Raw genomic sequence first — 16,528 nt, 5'->3', positions numbered from 1 at the left:
CGGTGATGGGCGGTCGGGCGGCCAACGTTTCAAGGGAGCAAAGGTTCACAAAGGCTCAGGCAGCCGCCTTGGCCGCCAGGGCCAGCCACTGGCCTTGCAGCGTGGCCAGCAGCGGCTTGGGCAGCCGCGCCGGGTCGGCGCTGGCCCCGTACTCCTTGCTCAGGTCGTGCACGCGCAGGCCTTCCACGGCCACGGGCAGGCCCAGGTCCAGGTAGGGCGGGAAATAGCCGTGCGACAGCTCCAGGCTCAGCTCCAGCGCGGGCAGGCGCCACACATGCTCGTTGATGCTGGGACCATCGCCCACGGGGCCGGGCCGGTAGCCGAACTTCTTGAGCAGGCCACCAAGCTGCTCCTGCGCCAGCGTGATCGGCGCGGGCGGCAGCAGCATGCCGTTCTTGAACTGGCCTGGCGCAGGCTGCTCGGCGCAGGCGCCCAGCTGGTCGACCAGGGGCTCCAGCTCATAGTCGGCCATGTAGGTCTGCCAGGCCTCGCGCTCGCCGGGCTGGGCCGTGGCCGGGTGCCAGAGGCTGATGCTGCAGCCAGCGGGCAGGGCCACGGTTTCATCCTCCACATCGACCAGCGAGAAATCCTCGGCCAGGCGGAAGCTGGTGCGCGCCAGGCCCGGCGCATCCTCTGCGCGCCAGATCAGGCTACGCCCCACGATGCGCAGCAGCGGGTGGGCCACGAACAGCCGCTGCCAGCGATCCAGCGGCCAACGCTTGCCGCTGACCAGGGCGGCCAGCATGCGCGGCGCCTGCTGCTTGACCACGGTCTTGAGGCTGGTGGTCAGGGTCTTGAGCTGCGCGGTGGCGGCCTCCCATTCGGGCTTGAGCGCCTCGTCCTTGACCGCAGGAATGGTCTTGCTGGCCTTGTTTTTATCGTTGATGACGCGCAGGCTCAGATCGCCCTGCAGCTCCACGCGGTAGCTCTGCGGCCCGACCGTGACCGTCAGGCCCTGGCCCTGGCCCAGGCCGAAGTCCGGCGTCAGCTCGTCGAAGAGTTCGGGCACGCTCATCTTGCGGCGGGCAGCGGCAGCGCGCAGGGCGATGCGCGCCGTGCGCTGCACCTGGTCCTTGAGCGAGCGCGATTCGGAGATCTCCTGCACGCGCAGCAGAGCGTAGAGGCTGTCCACCTCGCCCAGATGCTCCACGGCGGCGGCCGCGCGCTGCAGGCGCGGGCGGTTCCAGGCCTGGACGGCGGACACCAGCGCATCGACCACGCGGTCATCGGCATGGCCGGGCAGCAGCCTGAGCGCCCAGCGCTGCTTAGGCTCGCCCTCGGAAGCAATCCATTGCTGCACCAGGGCCAGCGCCAGGCGGGCACGGTTGTCGGCCGGAATGCGCGCCAGCAGCTCGCCGGCCAGCGGCGGCAGGCCGCCTTCGGCAATGGCGGATACGTGCAGCAGCACGCGGGCCGCGTGTTCGGACAGCGGCGCGCACAGCGCCAGCAGCTCGGGCGTGTCAAAAGGCTTGATGGCCGCGCTCAGGCGCTTGATGGAGGCGAGCTGGGCTTCCAGATCCACGCCGCCAGCGGCAGACGCTGGCGATGCGGCATCTGCCTGGCTTTCTTCCGATGTCGAGGCGCCCTGCCCTGTCAGGCCCAACTGCTGCAGCCGCTGCTGCACGCTGCTGGCCGAGGCCGCATCCAGCTTGCCGCCGGCCAGCAACTGCGCCAGCAAGGGACCGACAGCGGGGTCGGGATGGGCCAGCAGCACGTCGCGGCAGGTCAGCAGCAGGTTCTTGGGCGGCTTGTTCAGCCAGCCGGCATCCACCAAACTGGCCAGCGGAGTATGGGCGGCCAGGCCGGCCATGGCGGCGCGCAGGCCCTTGGCGCTGCTGCCTGCGATGAGCGGGGTCAAGGTGGGCAGCGTGGCCTTCAGGCTGGCGGTGTCGAACGCGGGCAGCACATTGACCAGATCCTTGACAGGCACCTCGACCAGATCGGCCGGGCGGCGGGTCACCAGTTCGCGGATCACGCTGCGGTAGCGGCGCAGCTCGTCCTCGCGGTCGCAGCGCTGGGCAATGGCCGGCAGCAGCAGGGGCAGCAAGGCGGCATCGTCCTGCTTCATGACATGCATGGCCAGCGCCAGGCTGATCTGGTAGCGGCCGTTCTCACGCAGCTGCTTGGCAAAGGGCGCGGGATCCTCGGCCACGAGGCGGTCCAGCAATTGCAATGCGCTCGTACGCTCGGCGCGCTGGGAGTAGGTCAATTGGCTGAGCAGCAGCGCGGCCAGTTCCTCTCGCCGGGGCGCGCCGGCACTGGCCCAGCGTTGCCCGATCAGGTCGGGATCATCTATGTAGGATTTGTCGAAGAGCTGGGGATGCTCGGCAAAGAAAGGCAGCCAGTCCTTCCAGCCCTGGCCCTTGGGTTGCCCGGGCTGGCGATCGTTGCGGTAGTGGTCCAGCACATCGTCGAACAGCTTGCCGCCCACGGCGGCGTAGCGCAGCAGGTCGGCATCGTTCAGCTGGGCGACCAGGGGCTTCCAGGCCGCGTGGTACTCATGGTTGCGGCGGAACCCGGCCTCCTCGCGCAGCGCCAGCGCCCAGTCCAGCGTGGACGTCACCTCGTCATAGGGCATGCCGGGATAACTGAGCCAGGGCAGCAGGCTGCCGAGCACCAAGCCTATGCCCTTGTACACAGGCAGGTCGGCGCTGCGGGCGTGGGCCAGCCATTGCTCGGCCAGCACGCGCACTTCGGCAGCCACATGGGCATTGGTCAGCTCCTCGCTGCGGCCCGACAGCACATGGCCGCGCGGCACGGTGAGCCGCGCAAAGGCCAGCCAGCGATCGCCGTCACGCGACCAGGGTGCGTCGCTGCCGCTCAGATGCCCCAGGATGTTGAGACAACGCTCCTCGCAGCCGCGCAGGAAGGTGCGTGCCTCGTCGGCCCGCCCGTCATGCAGGCGGGCGTCGAGTTCGGCGGCAAAGGCCTCGTCGCTGAGGCTTTCATGCAGCCGGTCATAGAGATCGCTCAGGGAAGCTGCGTGAAGATCGGTAGTGCTCATAAAGATGAGGAGATGAACAATGTGGGCAGCCGCAAACCGGGGCCTGCCAGGATGGAGACGGGGGTGGAGCCTGCACCGGACGGAAGCAAAAGTTCTTGATCCATCCGGACAGTCCCTCGGAAAACTCACAGATTCATGCCCTGCGTATGTCGTCAGCTTTGGAAAAATCTGTAGCGCCATCTGCAACGGCCACGCCATTGTTCCCCGGCACGCATGCGGCGCGGGCGCCGATCTTGTCAGGTCGCGGACCCGGGCACTTGACAGGCTGTCAAGCAGCCGACTGCCACCGCTGCGGGCCATGGACTGTACTGGGGACTTTTCGCCCAGGCGTACTGCCCGGCCCTGCCATGCCGCCGATACCATGGACCGCGACATGACCCCAGAGACACCCCATGCCCCTGTCCCAGACGCACAAGCTCTTTGATGACGACGCCTACCTGGACCGCTGCGAAGCCACCGTGACGGCCGTCAGCCCCGAAGGCATCGAGCTCGATGCCACGGTCTGCTATGCCCGCAGCGGCGGCCAGGCCGGCGACACCGGCACGCTGACCCTGGCCGACGGACGCAGCCTGGCGCTGATCGACACCGTCTATGCCGATGACCGGCAGCGCATCCTGCATGTGCTGCAGACCGATGCCCCGCCCCAGGTGGGTGAACGTGTCAAGGTGGTGATCGACTGGGACAGGCGCCACCGGCTGATGCGCCTGCACACCTGCCTGCACCTGCTGGGCGTGCTGGTGCCTGTGCCCGTGACGGGCTGCAGCATCTCGCCGGACTCGGCACGCCTGGATTTCGACCTGCCCGAGTCCACGCTGGACAAGGCCGATCTGACGGAGCGCCTGAACGCCCTGATCACCGCCAGCCATGCGGTGAACGTGGACCGCATCACGCCCGAGCAACTGGCTGCACAGCCCGACCTGGTGCGCACCGCAGGCGCCGCGCCCCCAGGCGGCACCTCCACGATCCGCATCATCGACATCCCTGGCCTGGACCGCCAGCCCTGCGGCGGCACGCATGTGCGCAGCACGGCCGAGATAGGCACGGTAACCGTCACCAAGATCGAGAAGAAAAGCCGCACCAACCGGCGCGTGGTCGTGCAGTTCGCCTGACACCCCCCAGACCTGTTGATGCCATACCTGTCGATGCCAGGCCTCAGGACATCCAGGACCTGGGCGCCACAGGCCCGCTCGCCTCAGGGGGCCCATCGCCTCCCTGCGTCAGCCCCTCGCCCTGGCTGCCGGACTTTCGCACCAGTTGCAGGATCTGGTCGAGCTGGTCATGCTCGACGGCGATCGAGTGCAATCTGAACAGCACATAGGGAATGAGGACGCTGGCGCAGGCCATGGCCGCCAGCGCCGCCTGTTGATGGGAGCTGTCGACGAAGAACGCTGTCAGCAGAAAGATGGCGCCGATGATCGAGCCTATGAAAACAAGCAATCTCATACATTCCCTCTATTTTCCGCAATCGTACCCAAATGTGACTGACGTGAGTAGAGGCATGCGAGCTGTGGGGTTGCCCGTCGCCAAAAGACCACGGGCGGCAAAACCGTTTTCCTGCGGCAGCCCGAATGCATGCCCTGCATGCGCGACGCCATACCGCATGCTCCAAGCGCAAGTCTTCGAACTCTTTTGACTTGATTCAAATCAACCTGCCGCCCCCGATCCTGTCTATGCTTGGGGCAGCCATACAAAGCATCCATGGCGACAGACCGCCTGCCGGTCCATGGCCCTCGGATGCCAGCCACCTCACCCGCTTTTCAAGGAGAAAACAATGGCAAAGCAATGGAAGCCCGTCCTCTTGGCCCTCGCAATGACTGCCGTCGCCGCGCCTGTGCTGGCCGCCGACTGCGCCGTCGAGATCGAAGGCAACGACGCCATGCAGTTCAACAAGCCCACCATCAGCGTGCCCGCCAGCTGCAAGCAGTTCACGGTCAAGCTCAAGCATGTGGGCAAGCTGCCCAAGACGGCCATGGGCCACAACTGGGTGCTGAGCAAGACGGCCGACCTGCAGCCCGTGGCCAATGACGGCATCGCCGCTGGTGCGGCCAAGGACTTCGTGAAGGAAAAGGATGCCCGCGTGATCGCCCACACCAAGGTGATCGGCGGCGGCGAGAGCGATTCCGTCACCTTCTCCACCGCCGCCCTGAAGGCCGGCGAGGCCTACAGCTACTTTTGCTCCTTCCCCGGCCACTCCGCGCTGATGAAGGGCACGCTGACGCTGGCCAAGTAAGCCGGCGATCTGCCTTGGCGCGGGGCTCTCGTCCCGCGTTCAAACCGGCGGCACTTCGGTGCCGCTTTTTGTTTTCAAGGGCGCGCAAAGCGGCTTGCCTGCCGCGCTCCGTGCCATGGCGATGCCGCCTTCAACGTCAGTGTCAGTGCCGGCTTGCGGCCCGGCCATGCGAGAGGCCCTGCATTTCCACGCAACCCTTTTGCATCAGGCGCAGCAGCAGCTGGGTCCAGCTGGCGTCGGCCCATTTGGCGCTTTCCAGCACCAGGGAGCGCGCGGCCTGCAGGCCGTCGCCGGGCTGCAGCTCCACGCGGAAACTGCCGCGTTCGCGCTGGGCCGTGACGGCCACCACGCTGCCCAGCAGCGCGATGTCATGCGAAGGCCTGGGGCCCTGCGGGCCGTCCAGGTCCACGCGCAGCACGCAGCCGGGGCGCAGTTCGTAGGTCCAGCGATGGTCGGCATGGCCGGCCGCGCCCATGACGTTCATTTCGGCAAGCCGCTGCTCCTGGGTCATGTCGTAGGGGCTGATGATGGGCGCCTGCTGCTGCGGATAGCCCTGCACACCGTCCAGGCAGGCGGCCATGAAGACCACGGCGCCTGCGCATGCCAGCAGTTTCCATGCGCCGCGCGGGCCCCGGCGTTCAGCGCGAGGCATGGGCCGCACCGCCGTCTTCATCACCCGGTACCTGCAGCGACACGTCCACGCGCATGGCCAGCACCTTGTCGATGGCCTTGCCGTCCATGTCCACCACCTCGAAGCGCCAGCCTTCCCATTGCACGGTGTCGGTGACACGCGGCAGCCGGCCCGTGAGCAGCATGACCATGCCGGCCAGCGTGTGGTAGCGGCCGCGCTCTTCCTCGGGCACGGTGGCCAGCTCCAGCCGGTCCTTGAGTTCGGGCACGGGGATGTGGCCGTCCAGCAGCCAGCTGCCGTCCTCGCGCTGCAGCGCCCAGGAGTTGCGCGGATCGCGGGGCTGGAATTCGCCCGTGATGGCCTCCACCAGGTCCTGCAGGGTGACGATGCCCTGGACCTCGCCGTACTCGTCGATCACGAAGGCCATGTGCACGTCGGACAGGCGAAAGCTCTCCAGCAGCTCCATGCCGGTGATGGTCTCGGGCACATAGAGCGCGGTCTGCATGGGCTGGTCGGTCAGGCCCTGCTCCTTGCCCTGCAGCGCGCGCGACAGCCACTGGCGCGCGTTGAGCACGCCGATGATGGCGTCCATGCCGCCGCGCACCACGGGAAAGCGCGCGTGGTCGGACTGCTCGATCACGCGCAGGTTGTCCTCGAACGGCGCATCGGCATCCAGGCAGACCACGTCGCTGCGCGGCACCATCAGCGAGCCGATCTGGCGGTCATCAAGGCGGAACACGTTGCGCACCATGGTGTGCTCGTGCGATTCGATGACGCCGGCCGTCGTGCCTTCGGCCAGCATGGCGTGGATCTCTTCCTCGGTGACGACGCTGCCGCTGTTTTCCTTGACGCCCAGCAGGCGCAGCAGCGCATGGGTGGACACGGACAGCAGCACCACGAAGGGCTTGGTCAGATGGGCCAGCCAGTTGACTGGGCGTGCGATCAGGCGCGCAAAGGTCTCTGGGTAGGTCTGGCCGATGCGCTTGGGCACCAGCTCGCCGACGACGATGGAGAAATAGGTGATCAGCACCACGACCAGTGCCGTGGCCGTGTAGCCGCCATAGGGCGCGGGCACGCCCATGCGCTGCAGCCACTCGGCCAGCGGGGCGGCCAGCGCGGCCTCGCCGACGATGCCGTTGAGCACGCCGATGGAGGTGATGCCGATCTGGATGGTGGACAGAAAGCGCGTGGGGTCTGCCCCCAGCTGCGCGGCGGCGGCGGCGCCGGCATCGCCCTCGTCAATGAGTTTTTGCAGGCGCGCCTTGCGCGCCGTCACCAGCGCGATCTCGGACATGGCGAAGACGCCATTGAGCAGGATCAGCGCAAAAAGTATGGCAATTTCCATGATGCGTGTTGTGGGAACCGGGAGCCGCAGCTGCGGCAGAAAGGGCCCATGCGGCGATGGGTCCGGGAAGAAGGAAAGCCAGGGGCCAGCCCGGCAGCCGGGCATTCAGGACAGGGTCCCGAAGCGGCAGAGGCACCGCAGGCGCAGGGCACTGCAGGTCAGAAAAACGGCAATGGGGGATCAGGCTGCCCGGGGAGGCCGGTCGGGCGGGGCCAGGCTGCGCCAAGGGCCTTCGCGCAGGCTGGCGGTGATGTGGCGCCCGGCCTGCAGGCGGGGTGCCGGCATGCCGTCCACGGCGTGCACGACATCGGGGAGGTCCTGCTGATCGTCCATCAGCGCGTGGTCGAAGTCATCGAGCAGGGAGACCGTGTCCACCCGCGGCGCCGCCGCGCGTTCCTGGCCGGCGCAGGCCGCGCGCGAGTGGACACCGGGCGGCTCGCATGGCTCGTGCGGCAGGGCGCGCCATGGCGCAAGCCCCAGCGTGGACAAGGCCACGCTGACGACGAAGTGCAGGGAGAAAATCGCGATGAACCATCTGGACATGGTCCTCGGATTCTATCCATGCCCGTGAACCGCAGACAGGCAGGCCGCCTGTCCACCGCTGTTCGCCGCTTCCTACAAGCGGCGCGCCGGAGCCGTGGAAACATGCGCCACGGCCCACTCTCCGCCCTCTGCCATGAAAGCCATCCATACCCTTTTCACCGTGTTGCACGCCCTCATCGCGCTGCTGTTTTCGCTGGCCGCCGTGGCCCTGCTCTGGATCGCGGGCCTGAAGGGCTGGAACGCCATGGCGCATGGCGTGGATGGCGAATCGGGCCTGCGCATCGTCGAGGCGCTGGGCATCCTGGCCTCCGGCGTGGTTGCGCTGCAGATCGCCCAGACCATCACCGAAGAGGAAGTCATACGCGAGGCCCACATCAGCGGCCCCACGCGCGTGCGCCGCTTTCTCTCGCGCTTTCTGGTGGTGCTGGTCGTCGCGCTGGCCGTCGAAGCACTGGTCGCCGCCTTCAAGACGCAGGAAGAACCCGCCCACCTGCTCTACCCCGCCGCCCTGGTCAGCGCCGTGGGTGTCCTGCTGCTGGGCTGGGGCGCCTTCATCCACCTCAACCGCTCCGCCGAGGAGCTGGAGCCCGAGGCCATGGAAGAAGCCAAGGGCGAGGACCACAAGGTCAACAAGTCGTGAGGGCCAGGCCCGCGCAAGCCGTGGTTGACAGGCCGCATCGCCGGCCTCAGGATGCGCGGATGGTTTTTGCCACGCACCGCCTCACGACCACCACCACGACCGCCAACGGCGGACCGTGGACGGATACCTGAGCGCCGCAAGGCAGCCACCATCCCCCAAGGCCCCGCCCACGATGGACGGGGCCTTTGCGTTTCTCCGTGCATCCAGGGCATCACCGGAGAGACTTCATGCAGATTCCCCCTTCCGCCGCTTCCTCGACGGCCGCACCGGACGGCCCACGGCGTGCCCTGCTCGTCATCGACATGCAGCAAGGTCTTTTCAACGGCAGCGATGCGCCGTTCGACAAGGACCGCGTGCTGGCGAACACCCGACAACTGATCGCCCGCGCCCGTGAAGCCGGCGCGCCCATCTTCGCTGCGCGCCACACCGGCCCTGCAGGCTCGCCGATCGCCCCCGGCAGCCCGCTCACGCAACTGCTGCCGCAGCTGGGCATTGATGCGCAGCGGGACCGCGTCTTCGACAAGACACGGCCCAGCTGCTTCGAGGGCACCGGCCTGGCCACCTGGCTTGCCGAAGCCTGCATTGCCGAACTGGTCATCGCCGGCATGAAGACCGAGTTCTGCGTGGACACCACCTGCCGTGCCGCAGCCGGCCTGGGCTTTCGCCCGGTGCTGGTGGCGGATGCCCATACCACCACCGATTCGCCGCTGCTGCAGGCCGAGCTCATCATCGGCCACCACAACCGCACGCTGGGCGGCGCCTTTGCGCAACTGGTGCAGACTGCGGACTGCCGGTTCTGAACGGACTTCGCGCATGATGGCCCTGGAAGCGTCGCGGGTCGTGCCGTGGCAGCCTTGCATCAAGCCAATATGAATGATTTCCGTTAACTGGTTCATGACGTGCGCAGGCCTGGCATGCTGGCCTGCAGCGCACCACAGGAGCGAGCAATGCCCGAACCTCTTGCACCGTCGGCCGGCCCGGCTTTCACCGATGCGCCGCCCTCCACGCCCCGGCAGGAAAAACTGTCCGACGTCAGCGAGACGCTGCGCATTCCGCTGACCGCCCGCGCCCTGGGCGACCGGCTGTTTCCCGGCATGGCCGTCAGTGACGCCCATGCCTTGGACACCCTGACCCAGCTGGGCGACGACGGCAGCCGCTGGCTTCAGGACAGGCAGAGCATCTACGGCGTGCTGGCGCGCACGCACTGCTTTCGCGCGCTGGCGCAGGACTTTCTCCGGCGCCAGCCGCAGGGCCATGTGGTGAACCTGGGCTGCGGCCTCAGCGACTATTTCCAATGGCTGGACAACGGACAGATGCGCATGACGGATGCGGACCTGGGGCCGGTCGTTGCATTGCGCAGGCAGTTGCTGCCCTGGCAATCGGAGCGCCAGCAGATCCGCGAATTCGACCTGGTCGACGCCGACTGGTGGCAGCGGCTGGGACTGCCGGCCGACAGGTCAGGGCCTGCGGTGTTCATGATGGCCGAAGGCGTTTCCATGTACCTGCAAAAAGAGCAGATGCAGGCGCTGTGGACCACGTTTGCGCAATGCAGCCCGCCGGGTTCGGAACTGGTGTTCGACGCCATGTGCTGGCTGGCCGCCGGGCGCGCAAGCCAGCACCCCTCGGTCCGGCTCACCCAGGCCCAGTTCCATTGGGGCCTGCGCCGCGAGGCCGATCTGGCGCAAGCCCATCCGCGCCTGCAGCTGGTGGCCGCGCACCAGGTGATGGAAGGCTACGGCCCGCCCTACTCGCTGGTGGGGCCGGCATTCCGCTGGACCTTTGGCGTGCACTTCTATGCCATCTACCAGTTGAAGTCGGTCGAGACGGCGGCTTAGGCCGATTGCGCAGCCGCAACGAAAGATGCCCGGTCAAGCCGGGCATCCTTGTTTCAGGGAACCAGGATCAGCCTTCGTCGGCCGCGCTGGAGGACAGGGCCAGGGCCCGGCCTTGCACCAGGTCTTGCCCGGGCTGCCATTCGCGCACAAAGCGGTTGCGCGGTGGCCGCAGGGCTTCACGGCCGGCCGAGACGGGCGTGCCCACATACAGCAGGCCGACGAGCCGGTCATGGGGCTCGAATCCCAGGGCCTCGCGCACACGGGCATCGTGGCTGTTGGCGCCGCTGGCCCAGAAGCCGCCAAAGCCCAGGATGTGCAGTGCGTTGAGCATGTTCATGGCGGCAGCGCCTCCGGCCAGCAGCTGCTCGCTTTCAGGCACCTTGTGTTCAGGCTGCAGGTGCACGCCCAGCGCGATGATCAGCGGGGCCGACAGGGCCTTGGCGCGGAATCGCTCAGCGTCGGCCTGCGGGTCGCGCGCCTTGGCGGCCTGCACGAACACCTCGCCCAGCGCATGGCGCGCATCGCCCTGCACCAGCACGAAGCGCCAGGGGCGCAGCTGGCCGTGGTCGGGGGCGCGCAAGGCCGCGTCGATGACGGTGTCGATCACGCCGGGGCCGGGCGCCGGCTCCTGCAGCGGCCAGCGTGACTGGCGCGACATCAGCAGGTCCAGCGCGGCGCGCTGCTCGGGGGTCAGGGATCTGTCGTTGGTGCTCATTCGTTGTCCTGCAGCGCAGGCTGTCTTGCCTGCACGGGCTCTGCCGGTGATTCGGGTGGCAGCTGCGAGCACGCGCCGCAATGGCCGTACAGGGCCAGGCGGTGGTCGGCCAGGCGGTAGCCGTGGGCCTGGGCCACCTGGTGCTGCAGCGCCTCGATGTGGTCGTTGCTGAATTCATCCACGCGTCCGCACTGCAGGCAGATCAGGTGGTCATGGTGCGGCCCCTCATTGAGCTCGAACACCGCCTTGCCGCTTTCAAAGGTCTGGCGCAGCAGCAGGCCTGCGGCCTCCAGCTGCGACAGCACGCGGTAGACGGTGGCCAGACCCACCTCGGCGCGCCGTTCGGCCAGCAGGCGGAACACGTCCTCGGCATGAAGGTGGCGCGATGCGCTCTGCCTGAAGATTTCCAGCACCTGCATGCGCGGCAGCGTGGCCTTCAGGCCGACGCTGCGCAGTTCGGGTTCGCCGCCCGGGCTCAGGGGCATCTTGCTGCGTGTCATGCGGTGGTGTCTCCGTGTGTCAGTGTCATGGCGGGGTTGTCGCCGCCTTCGGCACCCCGGTGTATGCGGACGATGCGCAGCGCATCGGGCTGCTCGACCAGCACGCAGGTCTTGCCCGTGCGCTGGCAATGGTCCTGTACGCGCCAGTACTCGCCGTGGCTCAGGCAGCCGGTCTGGCAGATCACCAGATCGGCCTCGCGCAGGCTGGCCTCGAAGGCCTCGGCGTCCTGTTCGGGCTCCCGCGCAGGCATGGCGGGCTGCGCCACGGGAGCGGCCGACTGGCGCTGCCAGCGTGCGCGCTCGCGCAACAGGTCCTGCACGCGCACCAGCAGCGACTCCACGCGCCGTGCCAATGTGACGCGGCGCGAGAGGCCGGGAATGGCCTTCTCCAGCGCCTCGCGCTCCTCGCGCGCCCACAGCAGCTGGGTTTCCTTGGCCATCAAGGCCGCGCGCTGGCGGATCACCAGCCTTTGCAGCCTCTCTATTTCCTGGGCTTGAAGGCACAGCAGCTCGCTGCTGCGCAACTGGGCGTGGCCGTAGCCACGCAGCAGCACCTGGTGCTCATGCGCCAGTTGCTGAATGTCGTCCAAGGTCTGGGTCATGGTTTCCTCGGCAAACCTGAGCATTGCGCGGTGGTCGCGCGAAGGCCTTTGCGCATGGCCCTGTGCGGCACGGGCCTGGCTTGCCGGCAAGGCGGTGTGCTGCGATGCAAGCCGGATGCGCTGGCAAATCAGTGAGAATGATTCTTATTAAATCATGAAATGCCGGCCGTCAAACCGATGACCGTACGCCCTCTGGTGCAAAGGCCGCACCGGCGCAGATGCGCTTGCAGGGCGGCCCTCAGCGCCCTGCCATGCACGGCAACGCAGGCCTGCGCCCGGCCTGCCGTTGCCTGTCCGACCTGCTCAAAGACCCTTGAGCAGCCGGCCGTTGACCTCGGTGCCGTACAGCGAGAACGGGGTGTCGTGGAACTGCTTGCGCGTGTCGGCCACGTTGCCGGTGAAGCGCGGGTCCTGGGGGCGCTCCATGCTGTTGATGTAGGTGGCCACGTCCCAGGCTTCCTGGTCGTCCAGCGTGGGGTTGCCGTAGGGCATGTTGCCCTTGATGAAGCTGGCGGCCTTGTCCACCTCATGCGTGCCCGCACCCCAGTTGTAGGACTGCTTGCCCCACAGCGGCGGGAACACGGTCACGCCGCCGGTTTCCTGGCCCTGGCCCTGCGCGCCGTGGCACAGCGCGCACTTGGCCTCGTAGACCTTGGCGCCGCGCTCGAAGCTGGGCTCCTGCGCGGCCTTGCCCACCTTGGTGAAGCCCGCACCCGGCAGCTTCTCGCCCGTGGGCGCCTTCTGGGCCATCCAGTAGGCGTAGGCCTCCAGCGCCACGAGGATGTCGTGGCCGTCGTCGGGGGCCTTGCCGTTCATGCTGTACATGAAGCAGCCGCGCACGCGCTCGGCGAAGGTGTCCACGTGGTTGGTCTTCTTGCGGTAGGCCGGGTACAGCGGGTAGGCACCCCACATGGGTGCGGCGCCCTTGAGCCGGCCTGCGTCCAGGTGGCAGTTCACGCAGTTGAGGGTGTTGCCCGAAAAGCCCACGGCGTTGGCCGGCGTGCGCAGGAAGATGGCCTCGCCACGGCGAATCCACTCGCCCATGGGCGTGTCGGGGATGTCGCGGGCGCCGGGGGGGGTGAAGACGCCGCCGTCGGCAGCCACTTTCACGGCCTGGGAGGTGACCTGGGCATTCGCATTTGCATCGGCCCTGGCTGCGGTGGCAGCCGCAGCGGGGACCGCGCCCACGCGGGCCGGCGCAGGTGGCATGTCTGGCTGGCTGATGTACATGCCATAGGCGAGCGCGCCCGCCAGGCCGGCGAAAAGGCAGGCGACGACGGCGTACTCGGCGGTATTGGAGTTTTGAGAGGCGCGGGTGGGTTGTGTGTCGGACATGTTCGGCTCCCGGTCCATCAGGGTTTGGCTGGCGCGGAGGCCGTGGCTGCGGTGCTGGTGCTGGTGCTGGCGCCATGCAGGCGGGCGTAGTAGGCCGCCACGGCCTGGATGTCCGCGGGCGTGAGCTTTTGCGCGACCTTGCCCATGAGGCCCAGCGGGCCGGCCTCGCGCTGGCCCTTGTTCCAGGCGGCGACCTGGCTTTGCATGTAGTCGGCCGTCAGGTGGCCGATGGCCGGGAAATCGGCGCCCACGCCCACGCCGCCCGGGCCGTGGCATTGGGCACAGGCGGGAATGCCGTCCGCCCAGCGTCCGCGCTCGACCAGCCAGGCGCCGTCATCGTCCTTGCCCTTGGGCAGCGGGCCGCGCACGGGCTGGATGGGCAGCGGCAGGCTGGCGTAATAGGCCGAGACGTCGGCACGGTCCTGGGCCGACAGGGCCTTGGCCATGGGCGCCATCACGGGGGCCTGACGGCTGCCGTCGGCCAGGTGCTGGAGCTGGCGCGCCAGATAGCCGGCGTGCTGGCCGGCCAGGGCCGGAAAGCCCGCCATGCCCTCGCCCTTGGCGCCGTGGCAGGTGGCGCATGCCGCCGCACCCTGGGGCGTGCCCGACTGGGCGATTTTCTGGCCGGCTGCTGCACTGCCTTGCACCGCAGCTGTGGGCGCCGCTGCGGGCGCTAGTGCCTTGGGCGCGGCGTCTTGCGCCCAGGCGCTGCCCATCAGCATGCAGATGCCGATGGCGATGCACGACCGGGACAGGGTCTGTTTGTTCATGCGGATCATCGTGGGAAGAGGCATTTGCCCTGCCATGCGTCCGCGCCACGCACCCAGGAGCGCACGGCTGCGGCGGACAGGGTCGAATAGGGATACCGGCCGCCGCCCCGCAAGGCGCAATGCCCGCAGGGCTGGCCAGCCAGGCCCGCACGATACGGAACCGAGATTAAGCCGGCGTTAATGGGCCGGGGGCCGGGGCCTGCGGGCCCGGGCCGTCCGCCAGCGGCAGGTACAGGCGCGCGACCAGGCCGCTGGCCTGGCCTTCCTCGGGCCGCCACAGGCTGCGCGGCTGCAGCAGCAGGCAGCCGCCTGCGCATTCGGCGATGCGCTGCACGATGGGCAGGCCCAGGCCGCTGCCATGCTCCTGGGGACGCTTGCGCCAGAAGCGGCGCGTGGCCTCTTCGCATTCCTCGGCGCTGAGCCCCGGGCCGTGGTCGGCCACGGTGAACTCCACATAGCTTGTGCCCGGCTGCTGCGTCGTGCCCGGCATGGCGCCAATGGGGCGCACGGCCAGCTCCACGGGATGCTGCGGCGCATGGCGCAGGGCGTTTTCCAGCAGATTGCGCAGGGCCGAGACCAGCAGGGGCTCGGAGATGGCCAGCGGCCAGTCCTGCACGGGCTGGCCGTTGTCCAGCCATGTGCGCAGCGCGGGCGCTGGGGTCTGGGCGCTCACGGCATTCACAGCCAGTTGCCAGGCCTTGTCCAGCGCCTGCAGCGCATCGGCAGGCGCATCGCCGCAGGCCAGCACGGAGGCAGCGCCAGGTTCATGCTGCTCCAGCCGCGCCAGCAGCAGCAACTGCTCCAGCGTGTGCTGCAGGTGCTCCACGCCCTCGCCCGCCTGGGCCAGCGAATCGCGGGCCATGGAGCCGGGCGGCGCCGCCAGAAGGCCGGCAGGCATGCCGGGCGCCGCCAGCGCCATCTGCGCCACCTGCACATGGGTCTTGATGGCGGTGAGCGGCGTGCGCAGCTCATGGGCGGCGTCGTCGCTCCAGCGGCGCTCGCGGTCTATGGCCGCGCGCACGCGGTGCAGCAGCTGGTTGAGCGTGCCCACCAGCGGCGCCAGCTCGCGCGTCTGCAGGCCCTGGGCCACGGGCGAATCGTCGCCGGGCGGGCGGCGCGCCAGTTCGCGCCGCAGGGCCTCCAGCGGCCTGAGGCCCTGGGTCACGGCCCACCACATCAGCCCCATGCTGGCCAGCAGCGCCAGCACGAAGGGCAGGACGATGGTGTAGGCAAAGCCGTGGATCAGGCCCTCGCGCACATCGATGCGGTCGGCCGTGGCGATGCGCACGCCGTGGTCCTCCAGCACATAGGTGCGCCAGGGCTTGCCGCCCTTGATGATGGTCGAGAAGCCCAGCGGCATGCTCTGCGGGAACACGGGGCTGCCCTCGGTCTTGGCCAGCACCTGCGGCAGGGCCGATTCGGGCCGCACGGGCTGGACCTCGCCGCGCACCAGGCTGACCTCGCAGGCCACGCCGTCGCGCGCGATCACGTTGAGCATGGGGCTCCAGTCCTGGGGCAGCTCCCGGGCAGGCCGGAACTGGTGGACGATGCCGGCCACCATGCGCGCCGAGGCGATCAGCCGGTCATCCAGCACGGTGCGCAGTTCGTTGCGCATGTCCGAGAACATCCAGGCCGCCACCCCGCCCCACAGCGTGCACAGCGCCAGGCACAGACATGCCAGCAGGCGCACGCGCAGGCTGCGCATCATGGGTGCAGGCCCAGGCGATAACCCTCGCCGCGCACCGTCTCCACCAGTTCATGGCCCAGCTTGCGGCGCAGGTGGTGCACATGCACGTTGACGGCATTGCTCTCCACGTCCTGGCTGTAGCCGTAGAGGCTGTCGCGCAGTTGCTCGGTGCTGAGAATGCGGCCCGGGGACTGCAGCAGCGCGCGCAGCAGCGACCACTCGCGGCGCGACAGCTCCACCGTGCGGCCCTGGCGCTGGATATGGCCGGCAGCGGGGTTGATGCGCACCTCGCCCAGCTCGATCCAGTCCACGCTGCGGCCGGCCGCGCGGCGCAGCAGCGCATGCAGGCGCGCCGCCAGTTCGTGCAGGTCAAAGGGCTTGACCAGGTAATCGTCGGCGCCGGTCTGCAGGCCTTCGATGCGCTGTGACACGGCATCGCGCGCCGTCAGCACCAGCACGGGCACCTGCAGGCCCTGGCCGCGCCAGCGCGCCAGCAGCGAGAGGCCATCCTCGTCGGGCAGGCCCAGGTCCAGCACGCAGGCATCGAAATGCGAGGAACGGATGGCCGCATCCGCCTGCCCGGCCGAGGCCACGGTATCCACGCCAAAGCCCTGCAGCTGCAGGCCGGCTCGCACGCCGCTGGCCACCAGCGCGTTGTCTTCCACCAAGAGAACATGCATGTTGTTGTCCG

17 protein-coding genes are annotated in these 16,528 nt (G+C 68.5%); 5 read left to right on the top strand and 12 right to left on the bottom strand.

What is annotated here, in order from left to right; all coding sequences use genetic code 11:
- Positions 1-55: 55 nt before the first annotated feature.
- Complete coding sequence (locus IAE24_RS13810) at positions 56-3,004, bottom strand: DUF4132 domain-containing protein (RefSeq protein WP_199960398.1); 2,949 nt, start codon at positions 3,002-3,004, stop codon at positions 56-58.
- A 392-nt stretch (positions 3,005-3,396) separates the two neighbouring features.
- Here IAE24_RS13810 and IAE24_RS13805 point away from each other — a divergent pair, with 392 nt between their 5' ends.
- Entirely contained in the window at positions 3,397-4,113 is a 717-nt protein-coding gene (locus IAE24_RS13805) for an alanyl-tRNA editing protein (RefSeq protein WP_199960399.1), read from the top strand.
- A 43-nt stretch (positions 4,114-4,156) separates the two neighbouring features.
- Here the strand turns inward: IAE24_RS13805 and IAE24_RS13800 are convergent, their stop codons facing one another.
- Positions 4,157-4,447 (bottom strand): hypothetical protein, encoded by a 291-nt coding sequence (locus IAE24_RS13800; protein WP_199960400.1) that lies wholly within the window; start codon positions 4,445-4,447, stop codon positions 4,157-4,159.
- 328 nt (positions 4,448-4,775) lie between these two features.
- On the opposite strand from IAE24_RS13800, the gene azu reads away from it, so the two are divergent.
- Positions 4,776-5,234 carry an azurin gene (gene azu / locus IAE24_RS13795; protein WP_012206029.1) on the top strand — a complete coding sequence of 153 codons (459 nt, stop codon included), beginning with the start codon at positions 4,776-4,778 and terminating at the stop codon, positions 5,232-5,234.
- A 142-nt stretch (positions 5,235-5,376) separates the two neighbouring features.
- On the opposite strand, the gene IAE24_RS13790 is transcribed toward azu, so the two are convergent.
- The 3 genes from IAE24_RS13790 to IAE24_RS13780 form a co-directional block, all read right to left on the bottom strand.
- Positions 5,377-5,886 (bottom strand): hypothetical protein, encoded by a 510-nt coding sequence (locus IAE24_RS13790; RefSeq protein ID WP_199960401.1) that lies wholly within the window; start codon positions 5,884-5,886, stop codon positions 5,377-5,379.
- Positions 5,873-7,210 (bottom strand): hemolysin family protein, encoded by a 1,338-nt coding sequence (locus IAE24_RS13785; protein ID WP_199960402.1) that lies wholly within the window; start codon positions 7,208-7,210, stop codon positions 5,873-5,875. The genes IAE24_RS13790 and IAE24_RS13785 overlap by 14 nt, the downstream gene beginning before the upstream one ends.
- A 180-nt stretch (positions 7,211-7,390) precedes the next feature.
- Positions 7,391-7,753, bottom strand: coding sequence for a hypothetical protein (locus tag IAE24_RS13780; RefSeq protein WP_199960403.1), 363 nt, complete (start codon positions 7,751-7,753; stop codon positions 7,391-7,393).
- A gap of 133 nt (positions 7,754-7,886) precedes the next feature.
- Here IAE24_RS13780 and IAE24_RS13775 point away from each other — a divergent pair, with 133 nt between their 5' ends.
- The 3 genes from IAE24_RS13775 (at position 7,887) to IAE24_RS13765 (ending at position 10,228) form a co-directional block, all read left to right on the top strand.
- Positions 7,887-8,393: a hypothetical protein gene (locus tag IAE24_RS13775; protein ID WP_012206033.1), complete on the top strand. Its 507-nt coding sequence runs from the start codon at positions 7,887-7,889 to the stop codon at positions 8,391-8,393.
- 227 nt (positions 8,394-8,620) lie between these two features.
- Positions 8,621-9,193 carry a cysteine hydrolase family protein gene (locus IAE24_RS13770; protein WP_199960404.1) on the top strand — a complete coding sequence of 191 codons (573 nt, stop codon included), beginning with the start codon at positions 8,621-8,623 and terminating at the stop codon, positions 9,191-9,193.
- A 147-nt stretch (positions 9,194-9,340) separates the two neighbouring features.
- Positions 9,341-10,228, top strand: a complete 888-nt coding sequence (locus tag IAE24_RS13765) for a class I SAM-dependent methyltransferase (protein WP_199960405.1) — start codon at positions 9,341-9,343, stop codon at positions 10,226-10,228.
- Positions 10,229-10,295: 67 nt separating this feature from the next.
- On the opposite strand, the gene IAE24_RS13760 is transcribed toward IAE24_RS13765, so the two are convergent.
- The 7 genes from IAE24_RS13760 to IAE24_RS13730 form a co-directional block, all read right to left on the bottom strand.
- Positions 10,296-10,943, bottom strand: a complete 648-nt coding sequence (locus IAE24_RS13760; RefSeq protein ID WP_097202143.1) for a nitroreductase family protein — start codon at positions 10,941-10,943, stop codon at positions 10,296-10,298.
- Complete coding sequence (gene fur, locus IAE24_RS13755; RefSeq protein WP_199960406.1) at positions 10,940-11,443, bottom strand: ferric iron uptake transcriptional regulator; 504 nt, start codon at positions 11,441-11,443, stop codon at positions 10,940-10,942. Before fur ends, IAE24_RS13760 begins: the two co-directional genes overlap by 4 nt.
- Positions 11,440-12,045 carry a DUF2325 domain-containing protein gene (locus tag IAE24_RS13750; RefSeq protein ID WP_043821424.1) on the bottom strand — a complete coding sequence of 202 codons (606 nt, stop codon included), beginning with the start codon at positions 12,043-12,045 and terminating at the stop codon, positions 11,440-11,442. Before IAE24_RS13750 ends, fur begins: the two co-directional genes overlap by 4 nt.
- Positions 12,046-12,348: 303 nt before the next feature.
- Entirely contained in the window at positions 12,349-13,380 is a 1,032-nt protein-coding gene (locus tag IAE24_RS13745) for a c-type cytochrome (protein WP_199960407.1), read from the bottom strand.
- Positions 13,381-13,397: 17 nt separating this feature from the next.
- Positions 13,398-14,159, bottom strand: coding sequence for a c-type cytochrome (locus tag IAE24_RS13740; protein ID WP_199960422.1), 762 nt, complete (start codon positions 14,157-14,159; stop codon positions 13,398-13,400).
- 157 nt (positions 14,160-14,316) lie between these two features.
- Entirely contained in the window at positions 14,317-15,858 is a 1,542-nt protein-coding gene (locus IAE24_RS13735; RefSeq protein ID WP_199960408.1) for an ATP-binding protein, read from the bottom strand.
- Complete coding sequence (locus tag IAE24_RS13730) at positions 15,855-16,517, bottom strand: response regulator (protein ID WP_012206042.1); 663 nt, start codon at positions 16,515-16,517, stop codon at positions 15,855-15,857. Before IAE24_RS13730 ends, IAE24_RS13735 begins: the two co-directional genes overlap by 4 nt.
- Positions 16,518-16,528: the final 11 nt, after the last annotated feature.

Origin of the sequence: Delftia sp. S65 (assembly GCF_016516495.1) — a bacterium.
GTDB classification, from domain to species: domain Bacteria; phylum Pseudomonadota; class Gammaproteobacteria; order Burkholderiales; family Burkholderiaceae_C; genus Comamonas; species Comamonas acidovorans.
The sequence above is the reverse complement of the archived record's forward strand: the minus strand, read 5'-3'. Positions and strand labels throughout refer to the sequence as shown.

What these genes read in the sequence shown, in the direction of transcription:
- IAE24_RS13790 (WP_199960401.1), bottom strand. Translation starts at nt 5,886, where the DNA reads ATGCCTCGCGCTGAACGCCGGGGCCCGCGCGGCGCATGGAAACTGCTG.
- IAE24_RS13805 (WP_199960399.1), top strand. Translation starts at nt 3,397, where the DNA reads ATGCCCCTGTCCCAGACGCACAAGCTCTTTGATGACGACGCCTACCTG.
- IAE24_RS13775 (WP_012206033.1), top strand. Translation starts at nt 7,887, where the DNA reads ATGAAAGCCATCCATACCCTTTTCACCGTGTTGCACGCCCTCATCGCG.
- azu (WP_012206029.1), top strand. Translation starts at nt 4,776, where the DNA reads ATGGCAAAGCAATGGAAGCCCGTCCTCTTGGCCCTCGCAATGACTGCC.
- IAE24_RS13750 (WP_043821424.1), bottom strand. Translation starts at nt 12,045, where the DNA reads ATGACCCAGACCTTGGACGACATTCAGCAACTGGCGCATGAGCACCAG.
- IAE24_RS13780 (WP_199960403.1), bottom strand. Translation starts at nt 7,753, where the DNA reads ATGTCCAGATGGTTCATCGCGATTTTCTCCCTGCACTTCGTCGTCAGC.
- IAE24_RS13785 (WP_199960402.1), bottom strand. Translation starts at nt 7,210, where the DNA reads ATGGAAATTGCCATACTTTTTGCGCTGATCCTGCTCAATGGCGTCTTC.
- IAE24_RS13765 (WP_199960405.1), top strand. Translation starts at nt 9,341, where the DNA reads ATGCCCGAACCTCTTGCACCGTCGGCCGGCCCGGCTTTCACCGATGCG.
- IAE24_RS13760 (WP_097202143.1), bottom strand. Translation starts at nt 10,943, where the DNA reads ATGAGCACCAACGACAGATCCCTGACCCCCGAGCAGCGCGCCGCGCTG.
- fur (WP_199960406.1), bottom strand. Translation starts at nt 11,443, where the DNA reads ATGACACGCAGCAAGATGCCCCTGAGCCCGGGCGGCGAACCCGAACTG.
- IAE24_RS13810 (WP_199960398.1), bottom strand. Translation starts at nt 3,004, where the DNA reads ATGAGCACTACCGATCTTCACGCAGCTTCCCTGAGCGATCTCTATGAC.
- IAE24_RS13730 (WP_012206042.1), bottom strand. Translation starts at nt 16,517, where the DNA reads ATGCATGTTCTCTTGGTGGAAGACAACGCGCTGGTGGCCAGCGGCGTG.
- IAE24_RS13770 (WP_199960404.1), top strand. Translation starts at nt 8,621, where the DNA reads ATGCAGATTCCCCCTTCCGCCGCTTCCTCGACGGCCGCACCGGACGGC.
- IAE24_RS13735 (WP_199960408.1), bottom strand. Translation starts at nt 15,858, where the DNA reads ATGATGCGCAGCCTGCGCGTGCGCCTGCTGGCATGTCTGTGCCTGGCG.
- IAE24_RS13745 (WP_199960407.1), bottom strand. Translation starts at nt 13,380, where the DNA reads ATGTCCGACACACAACCCACCCGCGCCTCTCAAAACTCCAATACCGCC.
- IAE24_RS13800 (WP_199960400.1), bottom strand. Translation starts at nt 4,447, where the DNA reads ATGAGATTGCTTGTTTTCATAGGCTCGATCATCGGCGCCATCTTTCTG.
- IAE24_RS13740 (WP_199960422.1), bottom strand. Translation starts at nt 14,159, where the DNA reads ATGATCCGCATGAACAAACAGACCCTGTCCCGGTCGTGCATCGCCATC.